General features: G+C 32.6%; 15 protein-coding genes and 1 tRNA gene. 10 read left to right on the plus strand and 6 right to left on the minus strand.

The annotated features are described in order from the left end of the window. Positions 1 to 216: 216 nt before the first annotated feature. The 5 genes from ABI657_RS12830 to ABI657_RS12850 all read right to left on the minus strand — a co-directional run bounded on the left by ABI657_RS12830 (position 217) and on the right by ABI657_RS12850 (position 8,762). A complete protein-coding gene (locus ABI657_RS12830; protein WP_348097665.1) occupies positions 217 to 1,080 on the minus strand; it encodes a bestrophin family ion channel in 864 nt (287 codons plus the stop codon). A gap of 24 nt (positions 1,081 to 1,104) precedes the next feature. Next, positions 1,105 to 2,415: a TolC family protein gene (locus ABI657_RS12835; RefSeq protein ID WP_348097666.1), complete on the minus strand. Its 1,311-nt coding sequence runs from the start codon at positions 2,413 to 2,415 to the stop codon at positions 1,105 to 1,107. Between the two features lie 58 nt (positions 2,416 to 2,473). Then, complete coding sequence (locus ABI657_RS12840; RefSeq protein WP_348097667.1) at positions 2,474 to 5,578, minus strand: efflux RND transporter permease subunit; 3,105 nt, start codon at positions 5,576 to 5,578, stop codon at positions 2,474 to 2,476. 62 nt (positions 5,579 to 5,640) lie between these two features. Next, positions 5,641 to 6,699: an efflux RND transporter periplasmic adaptor subunit gene (locus tag ABI657_RS12845; RefSeq protein ID WP_348097668.1), complete on the minus strand. Its 1,059-nt coding sequence runs from the start codon at positions 6,697 to 6,699 to the stop codon at positions 5,641 to 5,643. Positions 6,700 to 6,971: 272 nt separating this feature from the next. Beyond that, complete coding sequence (locus ABI657_RS12850; RefSeq protein WP_348097669.1) at positions 6,972 to 8,762, minus strand: ABC transporter transmembrane domain-containing protein; 1,791 nt, start codon at positions 8,760 to 8,762, stop codon at positions 6,972 to 6,974. Between the two features lie 439 nt (positions 8,763 to 9,201). On the opposite strand from ABI657_RS12850, the gene ABI657_RS12855 reads away from it, so the two are divergent. From ABI657_RS12855 to ABI657_RS12880, 6 genes are all read left to right on the plus strand, one after another. Continuing rightward, positions 9,202 to 9,276, plus strand: a tRNA-Val gene (locus tag ABI657_RS12855). Positions 9,277 to 9,999: 723 nt separating this feature from the next. After that, entirely contained in the window at positions 10,000 to 11,082 is a 1,083-nt protein-coding gene (locus ABI657_RS12860) for an exopolyphosphatase (protein WP_348097670.1), read from the plus strand. Positions 11,083 to 11,159: 77 nt separating this feature from the next. Continuing rightward, on the plus strand, positions 11,160 to 12,413 hold the full coding sequence (locus ABI657_RS12865; protein WP_348097671.1) for an MFS transporter: 1,254 nt from the start codon (positions 11,160 to 11,162) through the stop codon (positions 12,411 to 12,413). Positions 12,414 to 12,458: 45 nt separating this feature from the next. Continuing rightward, positions 12,459 to 13,346, plus strand: a complete 888-nt coding sequence (locus ABI657_RS12870; protein WP_348097672.1) for a hypothetical protein — start codon at positions 12,459 to 12,461, stop codon at positions 13,344 to 13,346. A 407-nt stretch (positions 13,347 to 13,753) separates the two neighbouring features. After that, positions 13,754 to 14,947 (plus strand): PQQ-binding-like beta-propeller repeat protein, encoded by a 1,194-nt coding sequence (locus ABI657_RS12875; RefSeq protein ID WP_348097673.1) that lies wholly within the window; start codon positions 13,754 to 13,756, stop codon positions 14,945 to 14,947. Positions 14,948 to 15,095: 148 nt separating this feature from the next. Further along, positions 15,096 to 17,048 (plus strand): metallophosphoesterase, encoded by a 1,953-nt coding sequence (locus tag ABI657_RS12880; protein ID WP_348097674.1) that lies wholly within the window; start codon positions 15,096 to 15,098, stop codon positions 17,046 to 17,048. A 53-nt stretch (positions 17,049 to 17,101) separates the two neighbouring features. Here the strand turns inward: ABI657_RS12880 and ABI657_RS12885 are convergent, their stop codons facing one another. Then, entirely contained in the window at positions 17,102 to 18,163 is a 1,062-nt protein-coding gene (locus ABI657_RS12885; protein WP_348097675.1) for a phosphatidylinositol-specific phospholipase C1-like protein, read from the minus strand. Between the two features lie 268 nt (positions 18,164 to 18,431). Between ABI657_RS12885 and ABI657_RS12890 the strand changes: the two genes are divergently transcribed. From ABI657_RS12890 to ABI657_RS12905, 4 genes are all read left to right on the plus strand, one after another. Next, positions 18,432 to 18,956, plus strand: a complete 525-nt coding sequence (locus tag ABI657_RS12890; RefSeq protein ID WP_348097676.1) for an RNA polymerase sigma-70 factor — start codon at positions 18,432 to 18,434, stop codon at positions 18,954 to 18,956. A gap of 83 nt (positions 18,957 to 19,039) precedes the next feature. Further along, positions 19,040 to 19,963 carry a FecR family protein gene (locus ABI657_RS12895; protein WP_348097677.1) on the plus strand — a complete coding sequence of 308 codons (924 nt, stop codon included), beginning with the start codon at positions 19,040 to 19,042 and terminating at the stop codon, positions 19,961 to 19,963. A gap of 71 nt (positions 19,964 to 20,034) precedes the next feature. Then, positions 20,035 to 23,316: a TonB-dependent receptor gene (locus tag ABI657_RS12900; RefSeq protein WP_348097678.1), complete on the plus strand. Its 3,282-nt coding sequence runs from the start codon at positions 20,035 to 20,037 to the stop codon at positions 23,314 to 23,316. A gap of 2 nt (positions 23,317 to 23,318) precedes the next feature. Then, on the plus strand, positions 23,319 to 25,088 hold the full coding sequence (locus ABI657_RS12905) for a RagB/SusD family nutrient uptake outer membrane protein (RefSeq protein WP_348097679.1): 1,770 nt from the start codon (positions 23,319 to 23,321) through the stop codon (positions 25,086 to 25,088). The last annotated feature ends 308 nt before the right edge of the window (positions 25,089 to 25,396 follow it).

Below are 25,396 nucleotides of genomic sequence, written 5' to 3' on the forward strand. Positions count from 1 at the left end.
CCAGTCTGTTTTAATAAATTGTTTTAACCAGTTGTAAGATATTTTCATGTTAACTATATTATTCTTGAATAAAACTGTAAATATAAGGATAGATTGCCGGAGTTGAAAACTATTTTTTTTGTTTTTTATACCTCTAACAACACTTTTGATGAAGTAATTTCAATTTATAAAAAGATAGGCTTTACTGTATATATTTTTAGAATGCACTATCTTAAATTAAATTAATTCTTCAACATGTTTTTTGATGTTTTCCGAGATTTTATGTGTTGGCAGATCATTGGCATCAATTCCGAAGGGATCTTCAATTTCTTCTGCAATCAATTCTAAGCTTGCTAAAACATAAAATATAAAAACCACAACAGGAATTACATAATAGCCTAATGTAAAAACATAAGCAAAAGGCAAAGTGAGGACGTAAATAAATATAAATTTTTTAATAAAAGCGCTATATGAATAGGGGATAGGTGTGTTTTTGATACGTTCGCAAGCACCACAAATGTCAGTAAATGATGTCAATTCGTTATTAAGCATTATCAGTTGATCTCCTGAAATTTTTTTTGCTGTATAAAGATCATTAGTTTTTTGATACATCATTTTGGCAATCTGATTGGGTCTGTGTTTATGATGATCAATTTCCAAATCAACATCATCAAAAAGTTGCTTAGCGGTTTCATCATCTTTTAAATGTTTATTTAAAACATAAGCATAAGCAGGAATCATTTTTCTGAAAAATGATTTGTCTTTTTCATCGGTTAAAACAGCAGAAAGTTTTATAGTAAAATTACGGCTGTTATTTACAAGATTTCCCCATATTCTTCTGCCTTCCCACCAACGATCATATGCTGTATTGGTTCTGTAAGCTAATAACAATGAAATTACGAAACCTAACATCCCATGCATTACAGAAATGTTTTTTACATGGCTGTCTTCAGGTAATTCCCAATATTCAATCTCGAGATATGCAATTAAGGCACAATAAATGCCGATAAAAATCATTACAGGAATTAATTTTCTAAAGGTATCGGCTTTGTTAAGACGAAAAATAAAACTAAACCAGTCTTTTGGATTATAGGAAGTCATGGATGAATTTGAAATAAATTTAATTTAAAAACTAATATTTCCAGCTAGTTCCTTTAATGCAATTTCGGATAGTTTTGCTTCATATTGTGCGTTGCTGTAACGTACTTTTGCATTTACGTAGTTAAGTTGTGCTGTTCTAAACTCTAAGGTCGTTATAGTTCCAATATTAAACTTATCCAATGTTATATTTAGATTTTGCCTGGCAATATTTTCATTTTCTTCTTCCAGATCAATTAACTCCAAATTGGTTAAGTAGGTCTGAAAAGCTCTGCTTAATTCTGTATTTAGAATCATACCCTGCTGTTCGATGGCAATCTTGGTATTTTCAATATCCAGTTTTGCCACTTTTTCATTTCGATGCTGATTAAATCCGTCAAATAAATTTAAAGAAGCTGTAAAACCATAGTTTAGTCCTCTTGAAGAAGCCTGACTTGTGAAACCTAAACTTGATTGGCTTTCTGCAAAATTATACCCTGAATTTAAAGTAACAGTTGGATACCGATTGGCTTTTACCTGTTTCAGTTGCAATTCGGCTATTCGTTTGTTAATGATTTGTGCTTCTAATGCAGGATTTTGCTTTTGGGCAAGATCTAGCAGATTATCAAAAACCAATTGATTATCAACAGTAACATTATCAACAACTTTAAAATCAATTTTAGGATCGCGTGCTAAATATTGATTTAATAATATTTTTGCATTGATGTAGGATTCTTTTTGTCTTAATAATGCAACCTGATCAGAATTTAAATCTACCTGAGCATTTAAAACTTCTAACTTAGACGCTTTTCCGATAGAAAAACGGTTTTTTGCCAATGTTAATCTTTGATTCGAAATAACGATAGTTGTATCTAAAGCTGCTAATTGTTGTTGTTGCTGTACTAAATCATAATAGGCAGAATTTACCTGTCCAACTTTTGTTAAAATAGTTCTTTTAAGCTCAGCATCGCCTAATTTTTGAAGTTCTTTTAATTGATCCAGTCTTGCAAACATTCTCATTCCGTCGAAAACTGTCCAGCCAATGCTTACGCCATAATTTAAGCTATTGTTTTTTGCATTATCTAAAGAAGTCGAAGTCCCGTCCTGACGAGTCTGCGATGAATTTTGTATGCTGTTGTTATCCGTTACAGAAGCTGTAGCCGTTGGCAGCATACCCGCATTGCCAATGGTTACGTTGGTTTCATTTATTTGAGAATTATTTTTTGCAATTCGGATTTCGAAATTATTTTCTAAAGCTATTTTTATGGCCTCTTCAATAGTCAGCACTTCCTGAGCACTTGTTTTTGCGAGGCATAGTAAAAATAAAATCAGAGTTTTTAATATTGTTTTATTTTTCATATGATGAATTATTGGCTGCTTAATTATGAATGAAAGCAGCTCCTGTTTTATTTCCAATTTAGATCTGCGATTTACTCTCTTTTTCATATTCTTCAATATGATCAAATTCAGGATAATGCTTTTTGGCTTTTGACCACATCAAATAAATAGCAGGAATTACAAAAAGCGTCAAGGCAAGAGAAAAAATAGTTCCTCCTACAATTACAACTCCCATTCCAATTCTGCTTGTAGAAGCAGCTCCAAGTGACATTGCGATTGGTAAAGCTCCTAATGCAATGGCTAAACTGGTCATTAAAATTGGCCGTAAACGTGCTTCTGAAGCCTCTAAAATTGCTTCTAATTTCGGTTTTCCCTGCTCTCTTAACTGATTGGCAAATTCTACAATCAAAATACCGTTTTTGGTCACCAGTCCAATAAGCATTACAGTACCAATCTGACTAAATATATTCCACGTCTGATTGAATAACCACAATGAAAACAAAGCTCCGGCAACTGCCATTGGTACTGTCAAAATAATAATTAATGGATCAATGAAACTTTCGAATTGTGCCGCAAGGATTAAAAATATTAGTAATAAGGCTAATCCAAAAGCGAAAGAAGTATTGGAGCTGCTTTCGACAAAATCACGTGATTCCCCACTTAAATCGGTTGTGAAGCTTTCGTCCAGAACTTTGGCTTTAATCTGATCCATTGCTTCAATCCCGTCACTTATACTTTTTCCGGGTGCCAAACCAGCAGAAACTGTTGCTGACATATAACGGTTGTTGTGGTACAATTGTGGAGGATTGCTTTGCTCTTCAACATTTACCACATTGTCCATCTGAATTAATTCTCCATTTTTGTTTTTTACGAACATAGAGGTCAAATCAAGAGGTTTAGAACGGTCTTCCTGATTAAACTGGCCAATAACCTGGTATTGTTTTCCATTTTTTATAAAATAGCCAAAACGCTGTCCGCTTAATGAAAGCTGCAGGGTTTGGGCAACATCAATTATTGAAATTCCTAAACTCTCTGCTTTTTCACGATCAATACTCACATTAATTTCAGGTTTGTTGAATTTTAAATTGACATCGGTAATAGAAAAAACATCACTTTTTGATACTTCATCCATAAAAAGAGGAATTTTTTCCCGCAGTTTTTCAAAATTAGGAGCCTGAATAATATATTGAATAGGTAAACCTCCCCGTCTGTTAACCGCGATTGTTGGCTGTTGAATAACAGATGTTTTAGCATCTGGGTATTTTTTAGTCATTTTGGTTAATTGATCCGTAATTTCTTTTTGAGATCTATTTCTTTCATCAGGTTCTTTTAATGAAAGTCTGATAAAACCGGTATTCGTTGCTGAAGCCCCAAAACCTGGTGCAGTAATAACCAAACTTACTTTTTTCTCCGGAATTGAATCATCGACCAATTTTGACATTTCCTGCATAAAACGGTCTGTATATTCATATGATGAACCTTCAGGCGTTGTCATACGCATAGTTACAGAACTCCGGTCATCATAAGGTGCTGTTTCTTTTGGCAGAATTGTAAAGAATAAATAAATAAGACCAAAACATACAATTAGAATCGGAAAACTAATCCATTTTTTATCCATGAAACGTTTTAAGGAATCCGCATAACCACTATTTAGTTTTTCGAAAAATGGCTCGGTTTTAATATAGAACTTTGATTTTTTCTGTTCGCCTCCTTTCATCAAATAAGCATTTAACATAGGGGTCAAAGTCAGGGATACAAAGGCCGAAATTAAAACCGCAGCACCAATGACGACTCCAAATTCCCTAAATAAACGTCCTACAAAACCTTCCAGGAAAATTACAGGTAAAAACACTGCTGCTAATGTTACTGAAATCGAAATTACGGCATAAAATATCTCATTAGATCCTTTTATTGCGGCTTCAATTGGTGACATTCCTTCTTCTACTTTCTTGAAAATATTTTCGGTAACAACAATTCCGTCATCCACGACCAAACCTGTAGCCAATACAATAGCTAATAAGGTTAATACATTAATTGAAAATCCGAATAGCCACATGATAAAGAATGTAGCAATTAACGAAACCGGAATATCAATTAAAGGTCTGAACGCAATTGCCCAGTCCCTGAAAAATAAGTAAATAATAATGATAACCAGAATAATCGATATACCTAAAGTTTCTGCTACTTCTAATACTGATTTTTTTACGAAAATAGTATTGTCAAGGGCTATATTCAGCTTAATATCTTTTGGTAAATCCCTTTTTAAGGCTTCGTATTTTTTGTAAAATTCAGATGAAATATCCAAATAATTGGCTCCAGGCATAGGAACAATCGCTAAACCAATCATAGGAAGACCAGATTGAGTTAATTTTGTTTCGATATTTTCAGGCCCTAATTCAGCACTTCCAATATCGCTTAATCGAACAATTTTTTCTCCGTCTGTTCGAATAATAATATTGTTGAATTCTGCAGGTTTAGAAAGGTTTCCTATTGTTTTTACGGTAAGTTCGGTATTGTTTCCGGTTAATTTTCCAGAAGGCAATTCGACATTTTGGGCATTTAAGGCAGCCCTGACTTCAGCAACAGTACATCCATAAGCCGCTAATTTTACAGGATCAATCCACAAACGCATGGCATATCTTTTTTGTCCCCAAATCTGAACACCGCTTACGCCTGGAATAGTTTCTAAACGTTGTGAAATGACATTTTCAGCATAATCACTTAATTCAAGGGAACTTCGCGAATCGCTTTGAACAGTCATAGAGATGATCGCATCACTATCAGCATCGGCTTTTGAAACTACAGGAGGGGCATCAATATCTTGTGGTAAACTTCTGATTGCTTGCGAAACTTTATCACGAACGTCATTCGCAGCTTCCTCTAAGTCCTTATCCAGATTAAATTCTATAGTAATATTACTGCTTCCCTGATTACTGGAGGAAGTAATATTTCGGATCCCATCTATTGCATTTACTGCTTTTTCAAGCGGTTCGGTAATTTGCGATTCAATAATGTCAGAATTGGCTCCTGTGTAGTTGGTACGAATAGAAACCTGAGCCGGGTCAATTGAGGGAAATTCACGAACACCCAGAAAAGTATAACCAATGAAACCGAATAAAATAATCAAAAGATTCAGCACAATAGTTAAAACAGGTCTTCTTATACTTGTGGTTGATAAACTCATTATGTTTTATGATTTTAGCCTTTAAATTAGATTTCTAAAATTTTGACTTTATGACTTTAGACTTATTTTACTTTAACTTTTATTGGAGCATCATTTTTTAATGACATTACACCACTTGTTATCAGGGTGTCACCTTCTTTTAATCCTGATAGGATTAAAATTGAAGCATCTGTTCTTGTTGTAGCTTCAACCATTATCTCTTTAGCCTTTCCCATGTTAGATATAAAAACTTTTTTACCATTTTGTACTGGAACAATTGCCTCGGAAGGAACAACAATTGCATCTTTAATCGTCGTTAATGGAAGTTTTACTTCTGCAAAAGTTCCAGGAAAAAGCTTTCCATCGATGTTATCAGCAACAGCCCTAACTTGCAAAGTACGTGTGGCTACAGCAACTTCCGGTTCAATAGCATAAATTTTCGCATTGTAAACCTTATCAGAACCCGAAACCGTAAAATCTATTGAAGATCCTGATTTCACTTGTGAAGCATATTTTTCAGGAATAGAAAACGTAATTTTTAATTTCCCTGTATTGACTAATTTAGCTACTAAAATTGTTGGAGTAATATAAGTACCCGGAGAAATGGAACGCAAACCTATTTTTCCCGAGAAAGGAGCTTTTACAGAAGTTTTTGCAATCTGTGCCCTTATTAATTGTGTCTGAGCCTGCATGGAAGCATAATCTGCATTGGCAACATCAGATTCTTCCTGACTTATAGCTTCTTTTTGTAAAAGCAATTTGGCTCTTCTCTGGTTTTCAGCAGCAAGGCCTTCTTTGGTCTGTGCCTGTCTTAGCTGAGCACGTAATTCAATATCATTAACCTTAAAAAGGATTTGGCCCTTTTTTACATTAGTACCTTCAGAAAAGTAAATTCCTTCTACAATACCGGACACTTCGCTTCTAATTTCTATTTGTTCATTGGCTTCAACAGAACCTGACAGCGATAAATTATTATCAAACGTGGCTGTTTTTACAACAATTCCTTTCACAGTAGTCGGAGTATCTTTACCGCCAAACTTTTTAGATTCATCATTTTTGGCTTTGTTGGATGAAATCCTGTAAGCAATGAAGCCAACAATTCCGATTATTAGTAAGGCGTAGATGAGATTTTTTACTTTCATAAATAGAGGTAATTGTGTTTTATAATATCTTGTTTAGTAGGTGTACAAATTTAGCTTTTTGAATCGAAAACTTAAGATGTTGGCTATTATTTAACATTTGTATGTACAAGTATTATTAAACATGTTTTTAAGATTAATCTTGTTAGACATTGCTTTTGCTAAAAGGTTTAATTCAAAAGCTTTTTTAATATTAATTAGACAAATAACTATAACAAAAAAGCAATAAACATTTATTGTCTATTGCTTTAAAAAATGATTTGTTTTATGTTTACTTATGAGTTGCTAAACTGAAGATTGCTTAGGTTTTTATAAATTCCGTTTTCAAGATTTATTAATTCCTGATGCGTTCCTTCTTCAGTAATTTCGCCATTATCCAGAACTAAAATTTTGTCAGCGTTCCTGATTGTCGAAAGGCGGTGTGCAATAATAATACTTGTTCTTCCTTCCATTAAAACTTCTAAGGCTTCCTGAACCAGTTTTTCACTTTCACTGTCCAATGAAGATGTAGCTTCGTCTAAAATTAAAATACTTGGATTTTTAAGTAATGCTCTTGCAATGGCAATTCTCTGACGCTGGCCTCCTGATAATTTAACTCCGCGTTCCCCAACCAAAGTTTCGAATTTTTCAGGAAAACTTTCAACAAAATTCAATGCATTTGCCTGTTTTGCTGCGAGCATTATTTCTTCATCAGAAGCATCCGGTTTTCCATAAGCAATATTTTCTCTGATAGTTCCCCCAAATAATATAACATCCTGCGGAACGATACTCATATTGCCACGAAGATTTTCTAAATCGTAATCATAAATATTTTTTCCGTCAACCAAAATTTCACCAGATGTAATATCATAGAAACGCAATAGTAGTGAAGAAATAGTCGATTTTCCGGCACCACTTGGACCAACAATTGCAATTTTCTGACCAAATTCGGCCCTAAAGGTCACATTTTTCAGGACTTCAATTTCCTTACGGGAAGGGTAACTAAAAGCCACATTATTGAAAGCCACATTTCCTCTGATCTTTTCTAAAGGAGTTGTTTTTGGATTTGCATTGATTTCTTCGGGAGTTTCCTCTAATAATTCAAAAACACGTTCAGTTGCTCCAACCGCTTTTTGAATCTGTGCATACATTTCAGCTATTCCTCCAAAAGAAGCGCCTATAAAAGTGGTGTAAAGTACAAACGAAATCAAATCACCAACACCTTGAACTTCGCCTTTTATGGTTAAGGTAATTCCGTACCATACAACAGCAACAACACATCCAAAAAGGCATAAAATTATAAATGAAGCAAAATAACCTCTATATTGCCCCCCTTTAATAGCGATTTTGACAATTTCCCTGATTTTGTTTTTATAACGATTGATTTCATACCATTCATTGGCAAAAGCTTTTACATTACTTATTCCTTGCAGCGTTTCTTCGACAATTACCTGACTTTCGGCTACTTTGTCTTGTGTTTTTTTTCCGTATTTACGAATAAATCGTCCAAAAATCACTGCAGCAACAGCCACAATAGGAACTATTGCCAGCATCATCAAAGTTAGTTTTGGACTAATGCTTCCTAAGATTATAAAACCTCCGATAATTAATATAAACTGGCGTAAAAACTCGGCAATTGTAGTGGTAAAAGTATCTTGCAATTGAGATATATCAGCGCTGATTCTGCTATTTAATTCCCCAACACGCTTTTGAGCGTAAAATGACATGGGAAGTTTTACCAGATTCTCATATAATGCAAAACGAATATTGGATAAGGAATTTTCAGTGAAATTTACAAAAAGCGAAATTCTGAAAAAAGAGAATACTGCCTGTAAAACAAGAATTCCCATAAGAGCGATTGCAATTTCATTGGCTTTATCCAGGTCTTTATTGGTAACACAATCTACTAACATTCCCATTAATTTAGGAAAGGCAAGGGCAGTAGCACTGGTTAAGAGTAAGAAAATCAAACCTAAGAAAAATTTCCATTTATGGTTTTTAGCATATTTAAAAATCCGTAGTGCTTTTTGAAGAGAATTAGAGTCTAATTTAGCTTTTGGTAAATCATTTTCCTGAAATCTTGCCATTTGAATATATAATTAAGGTTTACAAATGTATAACTATAGGAAAAGAATACAAAGTATAATCAAAATTACCTTTAAGATTCTTTTAAACTAAATACAAACATTAACCCGTTGGGGGTAATTAAAAAATACTATATTTTGACGCGGATTTGACTGATTCGTTATCACCAAGACGCGGACAAAAACGGATTTTTTTAGATCCTAAATTTAAAATCAGTATAAATCTGCGTTTTTGCGGTAGCAAATCGGTGTCATCAGTGTTCTAAATTATACACGCTGCATTTTAAAAATACAATTGCACCCAACGGGTAACATTAGTATTATTGATTCAAGAAGCTGAAATATAGATTAATAATAAAAATTGCTAAAAATATTTGACATTTTTTCTAAATCTGTTTGCAAATATAAATTCTAGCTGTATATTTGCACACCTTTAATAAAAGGGCGATTAGCTCAGCTGGTTCAGAGCACCTCGTTTACACCGAGGGGGTCGGGGGTTCGAACCCCTCATCGCCCACAAAAAAACTCCTTAAGAAATTAAGGAGTTTTTTTATTACTAAGACTTGCCTAATTTACATATAGTTTTAAAAATACATTTGAAGCGTTATAAAATATAAACCCTTTTTAACTTAAAAAGATTATAAATAGTAAGAGCCTGCTTATTATTTTTGGCAGAGTTGAGATTAATTAAAAAAGATACAGTCAAGAAATTGGAATAAAGAATCTGTTTTTTTCCAAAACATTCATTCAGTTGGTTTCTGACTATTTTCATTTTTTCTTCATTCCTTTTTTTTTCAAAAAATAAAACTTGGTTTATAATTGGAATAAACATTGTTTAAAATGGAATTCTGAGAATTTTCACAACATTAGAATGAGAACTGTTAAATATTATGAATTCAGCTAAAAATAAATTATTATAAAAATGCGAAATTTCAAAATATATGTTAAACATTATTTTTCGCGTTAAATTAAAGTTAATTTATGCTTGGATTTTTAGTTTTTAATCGATACTTTTGGTAAGTAAATATTGAAATGGTGTTGTTATATCTGAAATAGATGATGTTATAATTTAATTTTAATCATATTAGTAGTGTTATTTAATATGATTTTAAAATGTTTATTAAATTATAGTATTATTGTCTAATCATTTTCCTCACTATAATAATTTTTACAAAAAAATATTGCCCCCAATATTACTATTACTACTATCGAACCTACTATTAATTTAAATTTTTAATCATTGAAACTAAAATTTAATCTGGTACTTACTATCCTTGTGAGTCTAATGTTCCTGTACCCCTTAATTTCTATGTCACAAGTTGCCAATCTATATGCAGGTATAGAAATTGGAAGCAAAGGAATAAAAATGTCTGTTCTGAATGTTACCAATATTAAAAAAGGAAATTATACAATTTTATCCTATTGGTCTGAAAATGTTGGAATAGCAAAAAGTATTTCAATTGATGGTAATCTTTCACAAGAAGATATGAATAAAGCAACGATGGTTGTTACTAATAATTTAAGTAAAATTAAAAAAGATTTTACTGTGCCTGACGAGAATATTTTTATAGTAGGATCATCAGGCGTGGCTATGGCAAAGAATACAAAAGAATTAATTGATAAAATTAAAGTTGCTACGAATAAAGACATGGAATTTATCGATGTTCAAAGTGAAGGCAAAATGTTGTTGAAAGGATGTATACCACCAGTTGATTATAAAAACTCAATGGTTTTGGATATTGGTGGAGGAAATACAAAAGGTGGTTATGTGGATGTAAGAAATAGTGAAAATTTCGTCTTTTTCCCATTAAGTCTAAGTTACGGAACTATCACACTTACTGAAGCCGTAATAAAAGAAACTAAAGATAAGGGAATATCAGAATATAATGAGAAATCTTTTGGATTCTTACCCATTTTGAGAGGTCAGGTTAATAAAATGTATGGGATGAGTCCTGAAGCATTAGAAAAAGAAAAGGTTTTTATGTCTGGTGGTGCAGTTTGGGCTTTCTATACTTTGTATAACGGTGCTGCAATGGAGAATTTTAATAAATTTAATTTAGAAGATGTTATTTATTATGATGCTGTTTTAAAAAATAATTTTAAAAAATATGAAGATTTAGCCAAAACAGACAAAGAAGCAGAGAAAGTTTTGAAAACGTATTCACAAAAATATCTAATTTCTGCAAGTAATATTTTACTCGTATGTCTTGAAGCAATTCCAGGTATTAACGATAAAAAACTCTACTTTGCGAAAGAAGGTCAAATAGCCTGGCTAGTGTCATACATTGCTGACAGGTCTAAAAATGTAAAGAAAATTTACTAAAATGTTTTTTATTTAGCCCCCCATTTCAATAAAGGATAATCCCAAATCATCCTTTATTGATTAAAAAAACAGACATAATGAAAAGTTATTTTACTACCTACATCAATAACTTCAAAGGATTTTCCCGAGAAATATGGGTTTTAACATTTATTACCTATATAAATCGAGCCGGTGCAATGGTAATGCCATTCATGACAAAATATTTACATGAAAGTTTTGATTTTAGTCTTACAGAAATTGGCTGGATGATGGCCTGCATTGGTTTTGGATCTTTATTTGGTTCCTGGATTGGCGGAAAATTTACTGATAAAATCGGATTTTATACCATTATGCTAGTAAGTCTTTTTCTAACTGGCTTTGGGCTGATAGCTATCTTATTTTTATACGATTTTGCTGAAATTTGTATCGGACTATTTTTAATTACCACATTCGCGGACATGTATAAACCTGCAATGTATGTCGCGGTTTCAAATTTCTCAACAAAACACAACAGAACCAGAGCGCTAACATTAGTAAGATTGGCAGTAAATTTAGGAATTGTTTCCGGACCTGTTATAGCAGGATTGCTAATTACAAGAAATAATTATGATTACCTCTTTTGGATCGATGGACTTACGTGTGTTCTCTCAATTTCTATTTTTATGTTACTTATTGACGAGAGCAAATTCTATAAAGCCAGAAAGCGAATTCAAATGAAAAATAAAACAATTGCGACGAATTATAAATCTGTCGGAAACGACAAAAATTTCATTATTTTTTTACTAGCCAGCTTTTTGACAGCATTTTTATTTTTCCAATTATTTACCACAATACCACTATATAATACAGAGAAATTGAATCTTGACCAGTTTGAAATAGGGTTGTTATTAGCATTAAACGGTCTGGTGATATTTCTTTTTGAAATGCCTTTAATAGGATATTTAGAAAGAAAAGGATCTCTCGCTACCAAAATTATATTGCTGGGATCTGTATTCATGGCATCAGGATTTTTTTGTCTGATATTCACCAAATCAATAGTCGGTTTAGTAACTAGTATCATTTTAATTACCATTGGACAGGTGCTGTTATTTTCATTCTCCAATACTTTCGCTTTTAACCGCGCTATCAAAGGACATGAAGGAAGATATATGGCAATGTACGCAATGAGTTTTAGTGCAGCACAAATACTAAGTCCCAAAATAAGTTTTAGTATAATAGAAAGTTTTAGCTATTTCTCAAATTGGTTATTAATGGGAGGAATAGGATTGGTCGGAATATCTCTTTACTATAAACTGGATAAAAACATTAAATTTGAATCTATTCCAAAAGATATAAAGAATGCAAATGTTTAAATTTCAATATTTTTTTAATACAAATATCAATATCTAAAATAGATCATGTCTAAAAAAAGAGTTAAAAATAAAAATACCTTAAGTTTTAAAATTTTAATTATTTTGTTAAGTTTTGTAGTGCTGGGCTGTCTGTTTTATATTTATAAAATGTCTGACCGGACTAAACATTTAATCATATCGCTTAGAGAAGAAAAGTCATTGATATTAAGAGATTTAGAAAAATCTAATTTTGTTTTGAGTGAGGCTATAGATGATAAGACAGCTTTAAATAGCAAATTAGTTTCAGAGCAGTTAAAAGTAAAGAAATTAATGATAGAAATTAAGAATAACAATTTAACCTTAAGTCAAATTGTTGAATTAAAAAAAGATGCCAGCAATGTTAACGAAAGGATTAATGTATTAATTAAGGAGCTAAATTATTACAAAAAAAAAGCGGATAGCACAATTGTTATTTTAGATAAGCAAAAAACTATTTTAGATAAGCAAAAGAGTATAAATGACACACTAAAAAACTATAATAAATCTTTATCAAAGAAAGTAACAGAAGCATCAAAATTATATTATTATGACTTGGATGTCAAAGCTTATAAGCGTAAAAGTTCAGGAAAAAAAGTGGAAACAGAACGGTCAAATAAAACCGATATTTTAAAGGTAAGTTTTTCAATTGCAGAAAATCCTCTTGTTAAAGCCACTGATAATACACTTTTTATTCAAATTATAGACAGTAAAAATCAAGTTATAGGCGAAAGAAGAACCAAAAATTTTGGAAATAAATCATTAACGTACAGTTTAGCATCAATAGTAAAATATAAAAATAAAACAATAAAAATTGAAGAGGAGCTGGCAGTTACAAATTTAGAGGAAGGGTTGTTTTATGTAAAAATATTTGACCAGTCGAATGTAATCTTAAAAACGACTCTTAATTTATTATAATTAAATATATCTGCGTGTTGAATGTTTAAATGACCTATTGAGCATCAGAATTATTAATTAAAGAAGCAATTTTTAGTTCATTATCAATCTTTACATTAGTTATCTAAAACTTTTCCTGAGCCAATTTCCGTAAACAGAGTTATATCATTAATAATCTGCTCTATACATTGTGTACATTTTACAGTTGTCTTAAAAGAAAATATAAATGTATTTATTTTGATTGAAGCAAGGCATTACTTAAGGAATCAAAGATTCGCTTTCTATTAAACACCTAACTATTATGGCAGAGCCAAGCATTTTATCAATTTCATTAGAGGAATTATATTTTTACTACATTTGATTAAATATTGTTTTGATGGAAGGCTTTATTGCTTAAAAACCAAAATTTTAAAACCCAAATTTTAAAAATGAAAAAAAAACTAATAACTCTTTTATTTGTATTTACTGTTGTAAATATGTTTGGGCAAACGCCAGCTTCATCAAAGCCTAATATTAAAAATACAGATTTATCACTTCCTGATGTGGTCTCTAATAAACTGATAAAACCAGTTACAAGCGTTCCATTAGATAAAGCTTTAATCCTGATTTATGATTATGACGGTACACTTTTCGCATTTGATTTAGAATCTGAAACAATTGCCTGGAGTGTAAAAGCTACAGATTCATTTACTGAAATGTGCGCAAATGCAGTTATGCTGCATGATGGAGTTGTGTACGTTCCTTTTATCAACGGAGAAATTTTTGCGATAGATAATCAAACAGGCGATATTTTCTGGAAATCAAGATTAGGAAATATTAAAGATCAAATTGTACTAAAAAATCAAATTCCAATTATAAATGATGGCAAACTGTTTATCAATACCCAAAGTCCAAACAATAACATCTATGCTCTTGATACAAAAGATGGGAGTTTAATATGGAAATACCAGTTAGATGCTACAAATAACGATATTCCGGTTCTGAATTTTGATAATAAAATTTTTACCCAAAGTGCTTCTAATGTCTATAGTTTTGAAGCCAATACAGGGAAACTTCTTAGCCAAAAAAGTTTTGAGCAAGGTATATCCGGAAAACCTGTAACCGATGGTGAAAATGTATTTATAGCAAATGAAAAAGATGTACTATTTGCCTTAAGTCGAGATAAACTGGATATTTTATGGCAATTTAAATTAGATGAAAATCAACATAGCATTAGAGAACGTATATTTTGCAAAGAGAATAAAGTATATTTTGCAGCACAAGGACCGGAAGTTTCTTCTATATATGCTGTTGATTCAAAAACAGGAATTCAGATTTGGAAAACTGACTTTAAAGATGATAATATAGAATACATCATTGAGGAAAGTAATAATGTTTGGGGATATACCCGTAAAGGAAAACTTTTTCAATTAGATATGAACAATGGTGAAATAGCATTCGAAATAAAACTAATAACCAAGCCTATTTCAAATATTGAATTTGCTGATGATGATTTCCTTTTTTATTATTCTGATGCTGCTTTAATTCAATTTGAATTTAAAACAAATGACGAAACCGAAATGTATCTGCGAACCTCTATTAAGGATGACGCCTATAGCGCATATATAAAAATAATTCGATAATAAGAATTTGGTTATTATACCAATAAAAAAAGCTGTTTCAACAAAAAAATGAGTTCTCAAATATGATTGTTCCATAACAATAGCGTAAAACAACTTTGTTTTTTAATATCTAAAATTGCAGTTATTTACAAAACAGATAACTGACAGTATGATTTCACATAATTCTTTCCGATATAAAAAAACTTGTTTCATTTATTCCTTTATTTTATCATTCTTATTTTTTAATACCGGAATAGTAATTGCTCAAAACAAAACTAATCTCGAAAATGTGCAGGTTGCTTTTTTATCTGATGTGCATTTTCAGGATTTATTTGGAAAATTTTCAGACAATGATTATCGTGGCATTAAAAATCCCAAAACAGGAAAATATACTTTATTGAGAACAATGGCTTCCCAACTACATTCGACGCGAATTTTTAATGAAAACTATTTTGCTTTTATTGCCGCTTTGGAGGATATAGCAAAGCGAAAAATAAAATATGTAGCACTTCCGGGAGATTATACAGATGACGGCCAGCCAATTCACGTTAATGGATTAGAAAAAATCCTGGATCATTACCGAAAAAAATACAATATAGAATTTTTTATAACCACAGGAAATCATGATCCGGTTGGCCCTTTTGCACAAGAATCAGGAAAAGAAGATTTTCTTGGTACAGGAGGTAAAAGTCAGCCAATTTACAGTGAGACTGACTTGTATAAACCCAATTTAGCTATCGAAAATCCGGTTGTTGTAACTTCTGATATTGCCAAAATGGGATATTTGGGAATCACAGATAACTTAAAGAATTTTGGCTTTTATCCGAATAAAAAACACAAATTCTGGGCAACACCTTTTTCAAATTATACAAGTCACAATTATAGTTTTGAAAAAGCTTCACAAGCTGCTTTACTGACAAACAGAATTTATGAAGTTGCTCCGGGATATGAAGTACCAGACGTAAGTTATGTTGTAGAACCAATTGAAGGTTTATGGTTGATGGCGATTGATGGAAATGTTTATATTCCGAAGAAAAATGCGAGTACAGATACTAAAGATTCTAAAAATTATTCGGAAGCCAGTACAGGTTACAATAATGTGCTTTCGAATAAAAAGCATCTCATAAAATGGGTCGAAGATATTTCGGCACAAGCTAAAAATCAAGGAAAAACGTTGGTAGCTTTCAGTCATTTTCCGATGATTGATTTTAATGATGACGCTTCCGCAGAAATAAAAGAGTTACTTGGAGACAACAAATGGCAGTTGAATCGTGTTCCTGTCGAAGAAGTTGCGCAGGTTTTTGCCGATGCGGGGTTGAAGATTCATTTTGGCGGTCACATGCACATTAATGATACCGGAATCCGCACGACGGAAAAAGGAAATACCTTGGTCAATATTCAGACACCATCTTTGGCGGCTTACATTCCGGCTTATAAATTACTGACGATTAAAAAAGATAATTTGGTTGATATTCAAACCATAACTATCGACAATGTTCCGCGATACGACGAACTTTTTGATTTATATAAAATGGAATATCAATTTTTGGAAAAACAGAAAAGCAAAGATATTTGGAAAATTGCTATTTTGAAAACCAAAAATTATCATGATTTTACCGATTTTCATTTAAAGGAGCTAGTTCGTTTGCGATTTTTATCTGATGACTGGCCTTCCAGTTTCAAAGATTTTTTTCTGAATATTTCGGGTGAAGATTTACTGGTGTTGGCCAATATAAATTCAGATAAGAATTTTGATGTTCTATTGAAAAACAGAGCGAGCAGGGAGTGGACTGAATCCAGAATCAAAACTGAAAAGTTTTTAGCAACCCAGCATATTAAACTGGAAGATTTTAATTGGACAGGTTATGATTTCCTGGTTGATTTTTATCGTTTCAGAAGTGCCGATGAATTAGCTATGGCTGATGTTGGAGAAATAAGAGCCAGACAATATAAAGTGTTGTCCCAAATATTCTTCGAAAATGATAAAGAAGATCTAAAAGAAAAACCTTTGAAGAACCAATTTCGTCTTTTTCTAATCATCTTCAATAAATTCATGCACGAAGTTCCTGCATATCATTTTACTGTTGACTTAAAAACAGGAGAAATAAAGAGTTTAAAATAAGCTTATTTATTTCAGGTTTCATTTTTTGAAACCTGAAATAAATAAAAAAAAAACTATTTTCCTCCATTTACAGGATTTGAACGAACATAAGTTCCATCATCATATTTAATCTGATATGGAGAATTAAAAAACGTACTTGGTAAATAATAATCGGTTGTAATGATTTGTGCGCCTGATTTTTTGGCAGCTTCAAAATGAGAGTAATCATTTTTGCGGGCTTCTTTCGTATCAGAATCAGCTCTGGTTCTTATGATATATCCTTTTTTAACTAAACCAGCAATTTCAGGATCTTCAGCATTGTTTCTGAATAAAGTTGCCGCTTCCGGTTTTCCAGGTTCAGCATTAATGAAAACGGCACGGCCTTTTAGTGACGGATGATTCAAAGCATACAAATCTCTTTTAGCTCCGTTGTTATCCAAAATAAATAAAAATTTACCTTTTGCTTTTTCAACTGTTGGCCAATTATTGTTTAAAACAGCTTCTTCAAGCGTTTTATATTTTCCCCTCACCATATCAGGCGTGATGATTTTATTTCCTAAACCTTTACGAAGTTCTTTATCTAAAGCATCGAACAATTCAGGCGTGAATTTCTCTCCTTTTGTACCTAAGAAACTATCATCATCTTTTGGTTCAAGAGTAATAAAAACCGGAACGTGATCAGGATTGGCGTCTGACCATTTTTTTAGTTCGGCAAGACAACCCTGAAGCGTGTAACACGAAGTCCTGAAATCGATATCAATCATATGAAAAACTTTAAAACCCGGTTTTTTCATTTCACCATTTGTATCGTAAGCTTCATTAGATTTTGCAAGATCCAAACCTTTTGGATGCGCATATTTTCCACCTTTAACATCGCCCTGAACATCAATTTCAAGATTTCGCAAACCTTTATTTAATTGTTCTGTAATGCTGATGTGCGTGTATTGTAAACCTTTTAAAGAACGAGAAGTATCTTTTGCCTGAATGACATTATATAAATCGGTTTCAATTGCGTGACGGTAACTGTTGTGCGATCCAATAACCTGCAATTGATTTATTTTTAAATCATCACTTTGTGCATTCGAAATGTTTGTTAACGCTGTAGTAATTAAAAATGTAAACAGAATTCGTTTCATAGATTTTTGTAATAGGAATTAATAAAATTGGAAGGAGACGAGACAAGTGAACTTTAGTCTTTTGCGAGTTAACTAAATTAAAAACTGAATCTGATATTTATGTTAGATCAAGAAAAAGAAATCGCAAAACAATGGTCAATTTTTGTTTAAATAGTAGTAGAAAAACACCAAAAAGACTGATTCCTTAATTTAAATATAACCTTCAGAAAAAAAACAATGGTATTACATTTCATTATTTTACATCATTAAATACTTCTGTAAAAAACCTATGAATAATCCTGAAATTTTTGAGGAAACTTATACGCAATACTGGAAAAAGTTAACAGCTTTTTCGTATACGATGACTCAGGATAATGATTTGGCTCAGAACATTGTTCAGGACGTTTTTATTGATTTGTGGGAAAGAAAAGAACAGATCAATATAAGCGCAATTGAACCTTATTTGTTTAGGGCAGTAAAAAATCAGGTTTTCAAACATTACCAAAATAACCGATTTGACAAGACGATTCTCGAAGATAAATTTGAAGATTACGTAATCGATCATTTTGCGACAATCGACCCTGAAGTAATGGATTTACTTTATTCCTTATTAGATAAACTTCCGGAAAAAAGAAAAGAAGTTTTACTGATGTACAAAATGCAGGATATGACGATTGATCAGATTGCGGATGAACTCGGAATTTCGAAGCAAACGGTTAAAAATCAAATTTCTTCCGGATTAAAACAATTGCGTGAAGGCTTGAAAGAACTGGCCTGGATGGCTCCATTTGTAATTTTACATCAAAATTTTTAACATAACTTTCTGTTCACGTTTTCATAATATTTCCGGATAGTACGATTTCAATTTTCTGGTACTTACTTGTAATAATAAGTAGCATGATAAAAAGAATCAAACATAGCCTGGAACATCTTCTTTATAAAAGTTCCCGCAATAAAACATCAGAAGCAGAGGAAAATCTTTTGAATGATTTTGCTTTAAGTGAATATAAGAAATCAAATTGGGACAATGTTTCAATGGGAAACTCAAATGAAGTTTCTAAAAATATATATGAAGGAATTCAACTTCGAATGGAGAAAAAGAACATCTTCAAACCGTACTTAAAATATATAGCAGCTGCCAGTATTCTTTTTCTTGTTGGTTTAGGATTTTTATTTCAACCAGGTGTTGCAAACGAAAAGCAACTCACATTTAAAACATCAGATGTCCCCAAATCTATCCAATTAAGTGATGGCTCGGAAATTTATCTGGCAGCAAATTCATTATTTCAATATCCTGAAAAATTTATTGGAGAAGAAAGAAAAGTTTCACTGTTAAAAGGAAATGCATTTTTTGAAGTTTCCAAAGACAAAAAACATCCTTTTGTTATTCAGTCAGGAGAAATCAAAACGAGGGTTTTGGGAACCTCATTCCACATTCAGTTATCGAAATCAAAATGCGAAGTAATTGTCGTAACCGGAAAAGTAAATGTTACTGTCAAAGAGCAAAGTGTCGATTTGGTTCCGAATGAAGAAGCCCTGTTTTCAGGCAAAAAACTAACAAAACTTCCTGTCGATAACTCCTTGCTGATTAATTGGTATGCTTCTGATATTACTTTGAATGAAGCTACTTTACAACAAGTAATAACCATTTTGCAATACAAATACGGAGTAACATTCAGGTTTGAAAATAAATCTGTTTTAACTACTCCGGTAACAGTATTCATTGAAAAAAAGGCTTCGCTTGAGAGTGTTTTGAAACAAATAAATTATATCACCAACCTAAATTTTGATGTATATGACGAGATAGTAAAAGTGAACTAATGTCTAAAAAAAGCAGTTGCTGAGAACAACTGCGAATAATAATTAAGTATCGAAAACCAATAACTTAAATCATGTATTTTAAACGAATCAATCTAAATCTTCTAAAGGGAATTTTCTTTTTAGCCTTACTATTACTGACCTTTCAAAGTGGTTATAGTAGAATCAATTACAAAAAATTAAATGCAAACAATAAAATAGAAAAAGCAACACTGGTTTCTATTTTTTCAAAATTAAGCCAGCAGACAGATTATAAATTCAGTTATGGTCAGGCTATTATTGCTGATAATAAAGTATATACCATAAATAATGCAAATGAATCTGTAAATTTAATTTTAAGCGATCTTTCTAAAAAGGCAAATTTCAATTACAATATTAACGGTAAATTGGTTTTGATTCAGAAGGTAGTTACTGTAAATACTAATGAACTAGTAGATAAAATTAAAGTAAAAGGAAAAATTGTTGATGAAAATGGCGTGCCAATGCCGGGTGTAACAATTTTAGAAGCTACGACTAAAAATGCTGCCGTAACTAATTTTGATGGTGAATTTGAACTTTCGGTTACTGAAGGAAGCAGTCTTGAGGTTTCTTATTTAGGATATAACAAGAAAACAGTTGCTGCACAAAAGAATTTCATGACTATTCAATTGGAGCCAAATACTTCTGAATTAAGTGAAGTTTTGGTTGTAGGTTACGGTAAACAGTCCAAAAAAGACGTAACCGGAGCTGTAACACAATTAGAAGCTTCGAATTTTAAACAAGGAGTAAATGTTTCTGTAGATAATTTACTTCAGGGAAAAGTGGCTGGTGTTCGAGTGGTTAGTACAAGCGGAGAACCCGGAGCAGGAGTAAACGTTACAATTCGCGGAGTTGGATCGATCAGAAGCGGTAGTACGCCTTTGTTTGTGGTTGACGGTTTGCCTTTGTCTAATGATGATGTAAGCCCAAGCGGAACTAATGTTGGTTTTGGAGCTTCAACAGCTAAAAACCCGTTAAACTTTTTAAATACAAGTGACATCGAGTCAATTACTATTTTAAAAGATGCATCTGCTGCGGCTATTTACGGAGCGAGAGGATCTAATGGAGTTGTATTGGTAACTACCAAAAAAGGATCAAAAGGAGAGGGAACATTGACTTTTGATTCATATTTAGGAATTGCAACAGTAGCTAATAAACTTGATGTTTTAAGTGCTGGTGAATATAGAAAGGCGATTACAGATCCTGCTTTTGACCATGGTGGAAACACAGACTGGCAGGATGTTATTTACAGATCAGCTATTACTACAAACCATTCTTTATCTTTTGCAAAACAGACAGAATCAGGTAATTATTATGCGTCTGTAGCTCAAATGGATCAGGAAGGAATTATTCGTAACAGTAATTTCAAGCGTCTTTCGGGTAGAATTAATGCCGCTGAATCATTTTTGGATAACAAACGTTTAAAATTAAAAGTCAATCTTACAGCAAGTCAAACCACAGATGACGGAGTTCCTACAAGTGATGACGGTGGCTCTAACGGACAATTGATCGTGCATACCTTGATGGCAAACCCAACAAGATCTGTTTTTGATGCTAACGGAAAGTATACCAACTTTAACATGAATGCGCATTATAATCCTGCTTACTTATTGAGTATTTATGAGGATCAAACGCGTACATTAAGAGTTTTGGGAAACTTAGAAGCTTCTTTCAGAATCATTGACGGATTAGAGTATAAGCTAAATATTGGTTTGGATCGTTCTACGGCAGAGAGAAATACAACTATTTATCCAAACTTGACTGATTTAAGTAAAATAGGAAGATATGTTCAGAATAATCTTGATTCAAAGAACTCATTAGTTGAGCATTATTTGACATACAACCTATTATTGGATAAACATAAATTCGAAGTTTTGGGAGGTTTCTCTTATCAAAAGTTTGAAAGATCGGGTACAAGTTTTAGTATTGAAGGTATTACTGAACAAGGGGTCGGTGTAAAACCGGAAATCAACCCTGGTTTTAAAGGAATATTGCCTGTACTTTCCGGTTATGCGCAGGAAAATGAACTGCAATCTTATTTTGGAAGACTGAATTATACTTTCAACGAAAAATACCTTTTAACAGCCTCGATGAGAGCAGACGGTTCGACTCGTTTTGGTGATAATAACAAATACGGTTACTTTCCTTCATTTGCTTTAGGCTGGAATATTTCTAAAGAAAGTTTCCTTGAAAATGTTACGGCTGTAAATAATTTAAAATTAAGAGCAAGTTGGGGACAGACAGGAAATCAGGAAGTTGATAATAAAATTACAAAAGCAAGTTATTCTTTATCAGGTGCTGACGGATATTATTTGTATGATGATTTGAATTTGGTAAATGGAGTTTCTGTAGTCAGAACACCAAATCCTGAATTAAAATGGGAGGTTGTTACACAATACAATCTTGGTTTGGACTTTAGTTTATGGAATGACAAATTGTACGGAACTTTTGATTATTTCAACAAAACAACTGCTGATGCGATTTTAAGTATTCCTTCGCCTACATTAAGTCCAACAGCGTTTATTTGGACAAATATTAACCAGGGTAAAATCATTAATAAGGGTTTTGAGTTTATGTTGGGTACAAAAATGATTGAAACTAAAGATTTTTCTTGGAATGTTGATGTTAACGGAGCAACATTAAGCAATAAAATTAAAGATTTACCGGTTTCGGAAATCTTGACAGGAACTATATCAGGACCCGGGCAATCAGGAGTGAATGCCAATATATACAAAAGTGGTTACGCAGCAGGTTCATTCTATTTGAGAGAGCATATTGGTTTTGATGCTAATGGAGCAAATGTTTTTAAAGATCAAAACGGAGATGGCGTAATTGACAATAGCGACAGAATTATTATTGAAGGAGCGCTGCCTACTTTTTACTACGGATTTAATAGTGATATGAAATATAAAAACTTTAGTTTTTCATTCTCAATCATTGGACAGACAGGTGGTTATTTGTTAAACAATACAGGATTAAACGCCTTAAACATCAACAATCTGGCTTCTGACAGAAATGTTGCCTCAGGTTACTACGAATCTGGTGCTAATGCTTCAAATGCACCGGTTTTATCTACTTTGTTTTTAGAGAAATCAGATTTTATCAGATTGAACACAGCTCGTATCGGATATAATTTTGAATTAAAAAACGTAAGCTGGCTAAACGGTTTAACATTGTATGTAACAGGTCAGAACCTAATTACAATAACAAATTATTCAGGATACGATCCGTTAATTAACAGTCCGAAATCAAACGGAGGAAACCAATCCATAGGTATTGATTACGCTAGTTATCCAACTTCCAGAACGTTCAGTTTTGGTGCAACTTTAAAATTATAATTATGAAGACAAAGACATTTTTTAGCATAAAAATCATAACATTATTTTCTTTTATTTTTCTATTAAACAGCTGTACGGATTTAGACGAAGTTGTTTTGGATGAAAATCTGGGAAACGCGACTTCAGATCCTGCAGGTTCACTTGCTGCAGCTTATGACAGGCTTGGAGACGGAACTTTTACAGATCACGGAGCTGTTTTTGCCATGCAGGAATACAGTACAGATGAGGCTATTTTACCAACTCGCGGAAGTGATTGGGGAGATGGTGGAAAATGGAGAGATATGCATGAATTTACCTGGAGATCTGACAATCCTGTTATTGTCAGCAACTGGGATTTATTGACAAACGGAATTACGCGTTCTCTAACAGCAATTCAGTCTGTAGAAAATAGCACTATTCCGGAAAAGACATTGTTTTTGGCAGAAGCAAAAGCCCTTTTGGCGTATTACACATATACCACATTAGATCTGTACGGACAAGCACCATACAGAGATCCAATGAACACGAAAGCTCCTTTGCAAATATTGAAAGCTGATACTCAAATTGATCAGTTGATTAAAGATGTAGAAGCTTTAGTACCTGATTTGGCTGACATTGGTGCACAAAGAACACACCATGGGAGATTCACAAAACAAGCTGCGTACGCTTTTTTAAGTACGATGTATCTGAATCGTGCGGTATTTAAAGATCGTTATAATGCGGCTTCCAATTTCAATTTTACTGAAGCTGCTGTAGCCGGAAGTACAGGAACAGATATGGATCGTGTCATTTATTATACCTCTTTATTAATTGATTCAGGAAAGTATAGTCTTGAAAGCGATTATTTCAAAAATTTTGCTAGGGATAATACTAATGGAAAAGAACTTATTTTTGCGATATCCCAAAAAATCGACTATATCCGTAATGGTTCTAACAGTTTCGCTTATGTATCCATGGAGCGTAATCAAAGAACATCTGCAGCAAACAGGGGAACAAACGCATCATGTACAACTCCGGAGTTCTATGCAACCTGGGATGGTAATCATGATGACCCTAGATTTCAGCAACATTACCAATATGCTGATGGTACCTGGTTTATGAATGATGGTACAGATGTAAGCGTTCCGGCAACAAACATCATTCCTAAAAGTGATAATTTACCATGGTTTCATTTTAACAGAGGAATTCAGGCCGGGCTTCAGTATGGACCGATATTATTGCCTTCAGGATCTTTAGAAATGATAGGAGGACGTATTAAGGTTTCTCCTTTGTATATGGAAAAAAGCACAACAACAAGAATGGATTTTACACCATCCTTAACTTTTAAAAATCCTGCTCAGGCTGTTTTTGCTCAAAATGAAATCAATCAGGGAGCTCGTGTTTTTAAATATGAATTTGATGCAGAAGAAGGAAATGGTTCTAGTAATGTTGATATTCCTTTATTCCGTTTAGGTGGAGTTTATGCTATGAGAGCTGAGGCCTATTTTAGAAAAGGAAGTACAGGTGCAGCTATGGATGATTTGAACAAATTGCGTACGAGCAGAAAAAGAGAATCTTTATACGGAAACGCTCCCGGAAAAGTGATTCTAACTTTAGATTCACAGCAATTATACAAAGAATTAGGTTTCGAATTGTACTGGGAATTACAAAGAAGACCCCAAAGTATCCGTTTTGGTAAATTTGATTTGCCTGGAACAGCAAAATCAGCGTCTGAACCTACCAGAAGATTTTTTCCAATTCCACAAACCGTTATAGACCAAAAAGTTTTCAAACAAAATTTAGGATACAATTAAGTTTTTGTGTTTGTTTTTTTACAAAGTGTCTGCTTCTTCCCGGGAGCAGGCTTTTGTTTTTTTATTAAAACCTATTTCATTAAAATTTTAATCAGGTTAATTGTTCCAATCTGATAAGTCACCATTAATAACTATTTTTTCGCTTATTTTATAAACTGGAATTGTTTGTCACTGCATTACATAGAACAGATCAAACATAGAAAAATAGATAATTAAATTAGCTTTCATAACGTTTATGGATTGAAATGCAAAAATAGTGAATAATGGATTTTGCAGGTTAGTTTCAAAACAGAATTGTAAAATTTTTA

Origin of the sequence: Flavobacterium sp., from assembly GCF_039930565.1 — a bacterium.
Lineage (GTDB): Bacteria > Bacteroidota > Bacteroidia > Flavobacteriales > Flavobacteriaceae > Flavobacterium.

Bases quoted from the DNA above. Each gene is read 5' to 3' on its own strand.
- ABI657_RS12830 (WP_348097665.1), bottom strand. From the start codon at position 1,080: ATGACTTCCTATAATCCAAAAGACTGGTTTAGTTTTATTTTTCGTCTT.
- ABI657_RS12835 (WP_348097666.1), bottom strand. From the start codon at position 2,415: ATGAAAAATAAAACAATATTAAAAACTCTGATTTTATTTTTACTATGC.
- ABI657_RS12840 (WP_348097667.1), bottom strand. From the start codon at position 5,578: ATGAGTTTATCAACCACAAGTATAAGAAGACCTGTTTTAACTATTGTG.
- ABI657_RS12845 (WP_348097668.1), bottom strand. From the start codon at position 6,699: ATGAAAGTAAAAAATCTCATCTACGCCTTACTAATAATCGGAATTGTT.
- ABI657_RS12850 (WP_348097669.1), bottom strand. From the start codon at position 8,762: ATGGCAAGATTTCAGGAAAATGATTTACCAAAAGCTAAATTAGACTCT.
- ABI657_RS12865 (WP_348097671.1), top strand. From the start codon at position 11,160: ATGAAAAGTTATTTTACTACCTACATCAATAACTTCAAAGGATTTTCC.
- ABI657_RS12870 (WP_348097672.1), top strand. From the start codon at position 12,459: ATGTCTAAAAAAAGAGTTAAAAATAAAAATACCTTAAGTTTTAAAATT.
- ABI657_RS12875 (WP_348097673.1), top strand. From the start codon at position 13,754: ATGAAAAAAAAACTAATAACTCTTTTATTTGTATTTACTGTTGTAAAT.
- ABI657_RS12880 (WP_348097674.1), top strand. From the start codon at position 15,096: ATGATTTCACATAATTCTTTCCGATATAAAAAAACTTGTTTCATTTAT.
- ABI657_RS12885 (WP_348097675.1), bottom strand. From the start codon at position 18,163: ATGAAACGAATTCTGTTTACATTTTTAATTACTACAGCGTTAACAAAC.
- ABI657_RS12890 (WP_348097676.1), top strand. From the start codon at position 18,432: ATGAATAATCCTGAAATTTTTGAGGAAACTTATACGCAATACTGGAAA.
- ABI657_RS12895 (WP_348097677.1), top strand. From the start codon at position 19,040: ATGATAAAAAGAATCAAACATAGCCTGGAACATCTTCTTTATAAAAGT.
- ABI657_RS12900 (WP_348097678.1), top strand. From the start codon at position 20,035: ATGTATTTTAAACGAATCAATCTAAATCTTCTAAAGGGAATTTTCTTT.
- ABI657_RS12905 (WP_348097679.1), top strand. From the start codon at position 23,319: ATGAAGACAAAGACATTTTTTAGCATAAAAATCATAACATTATTTTCT.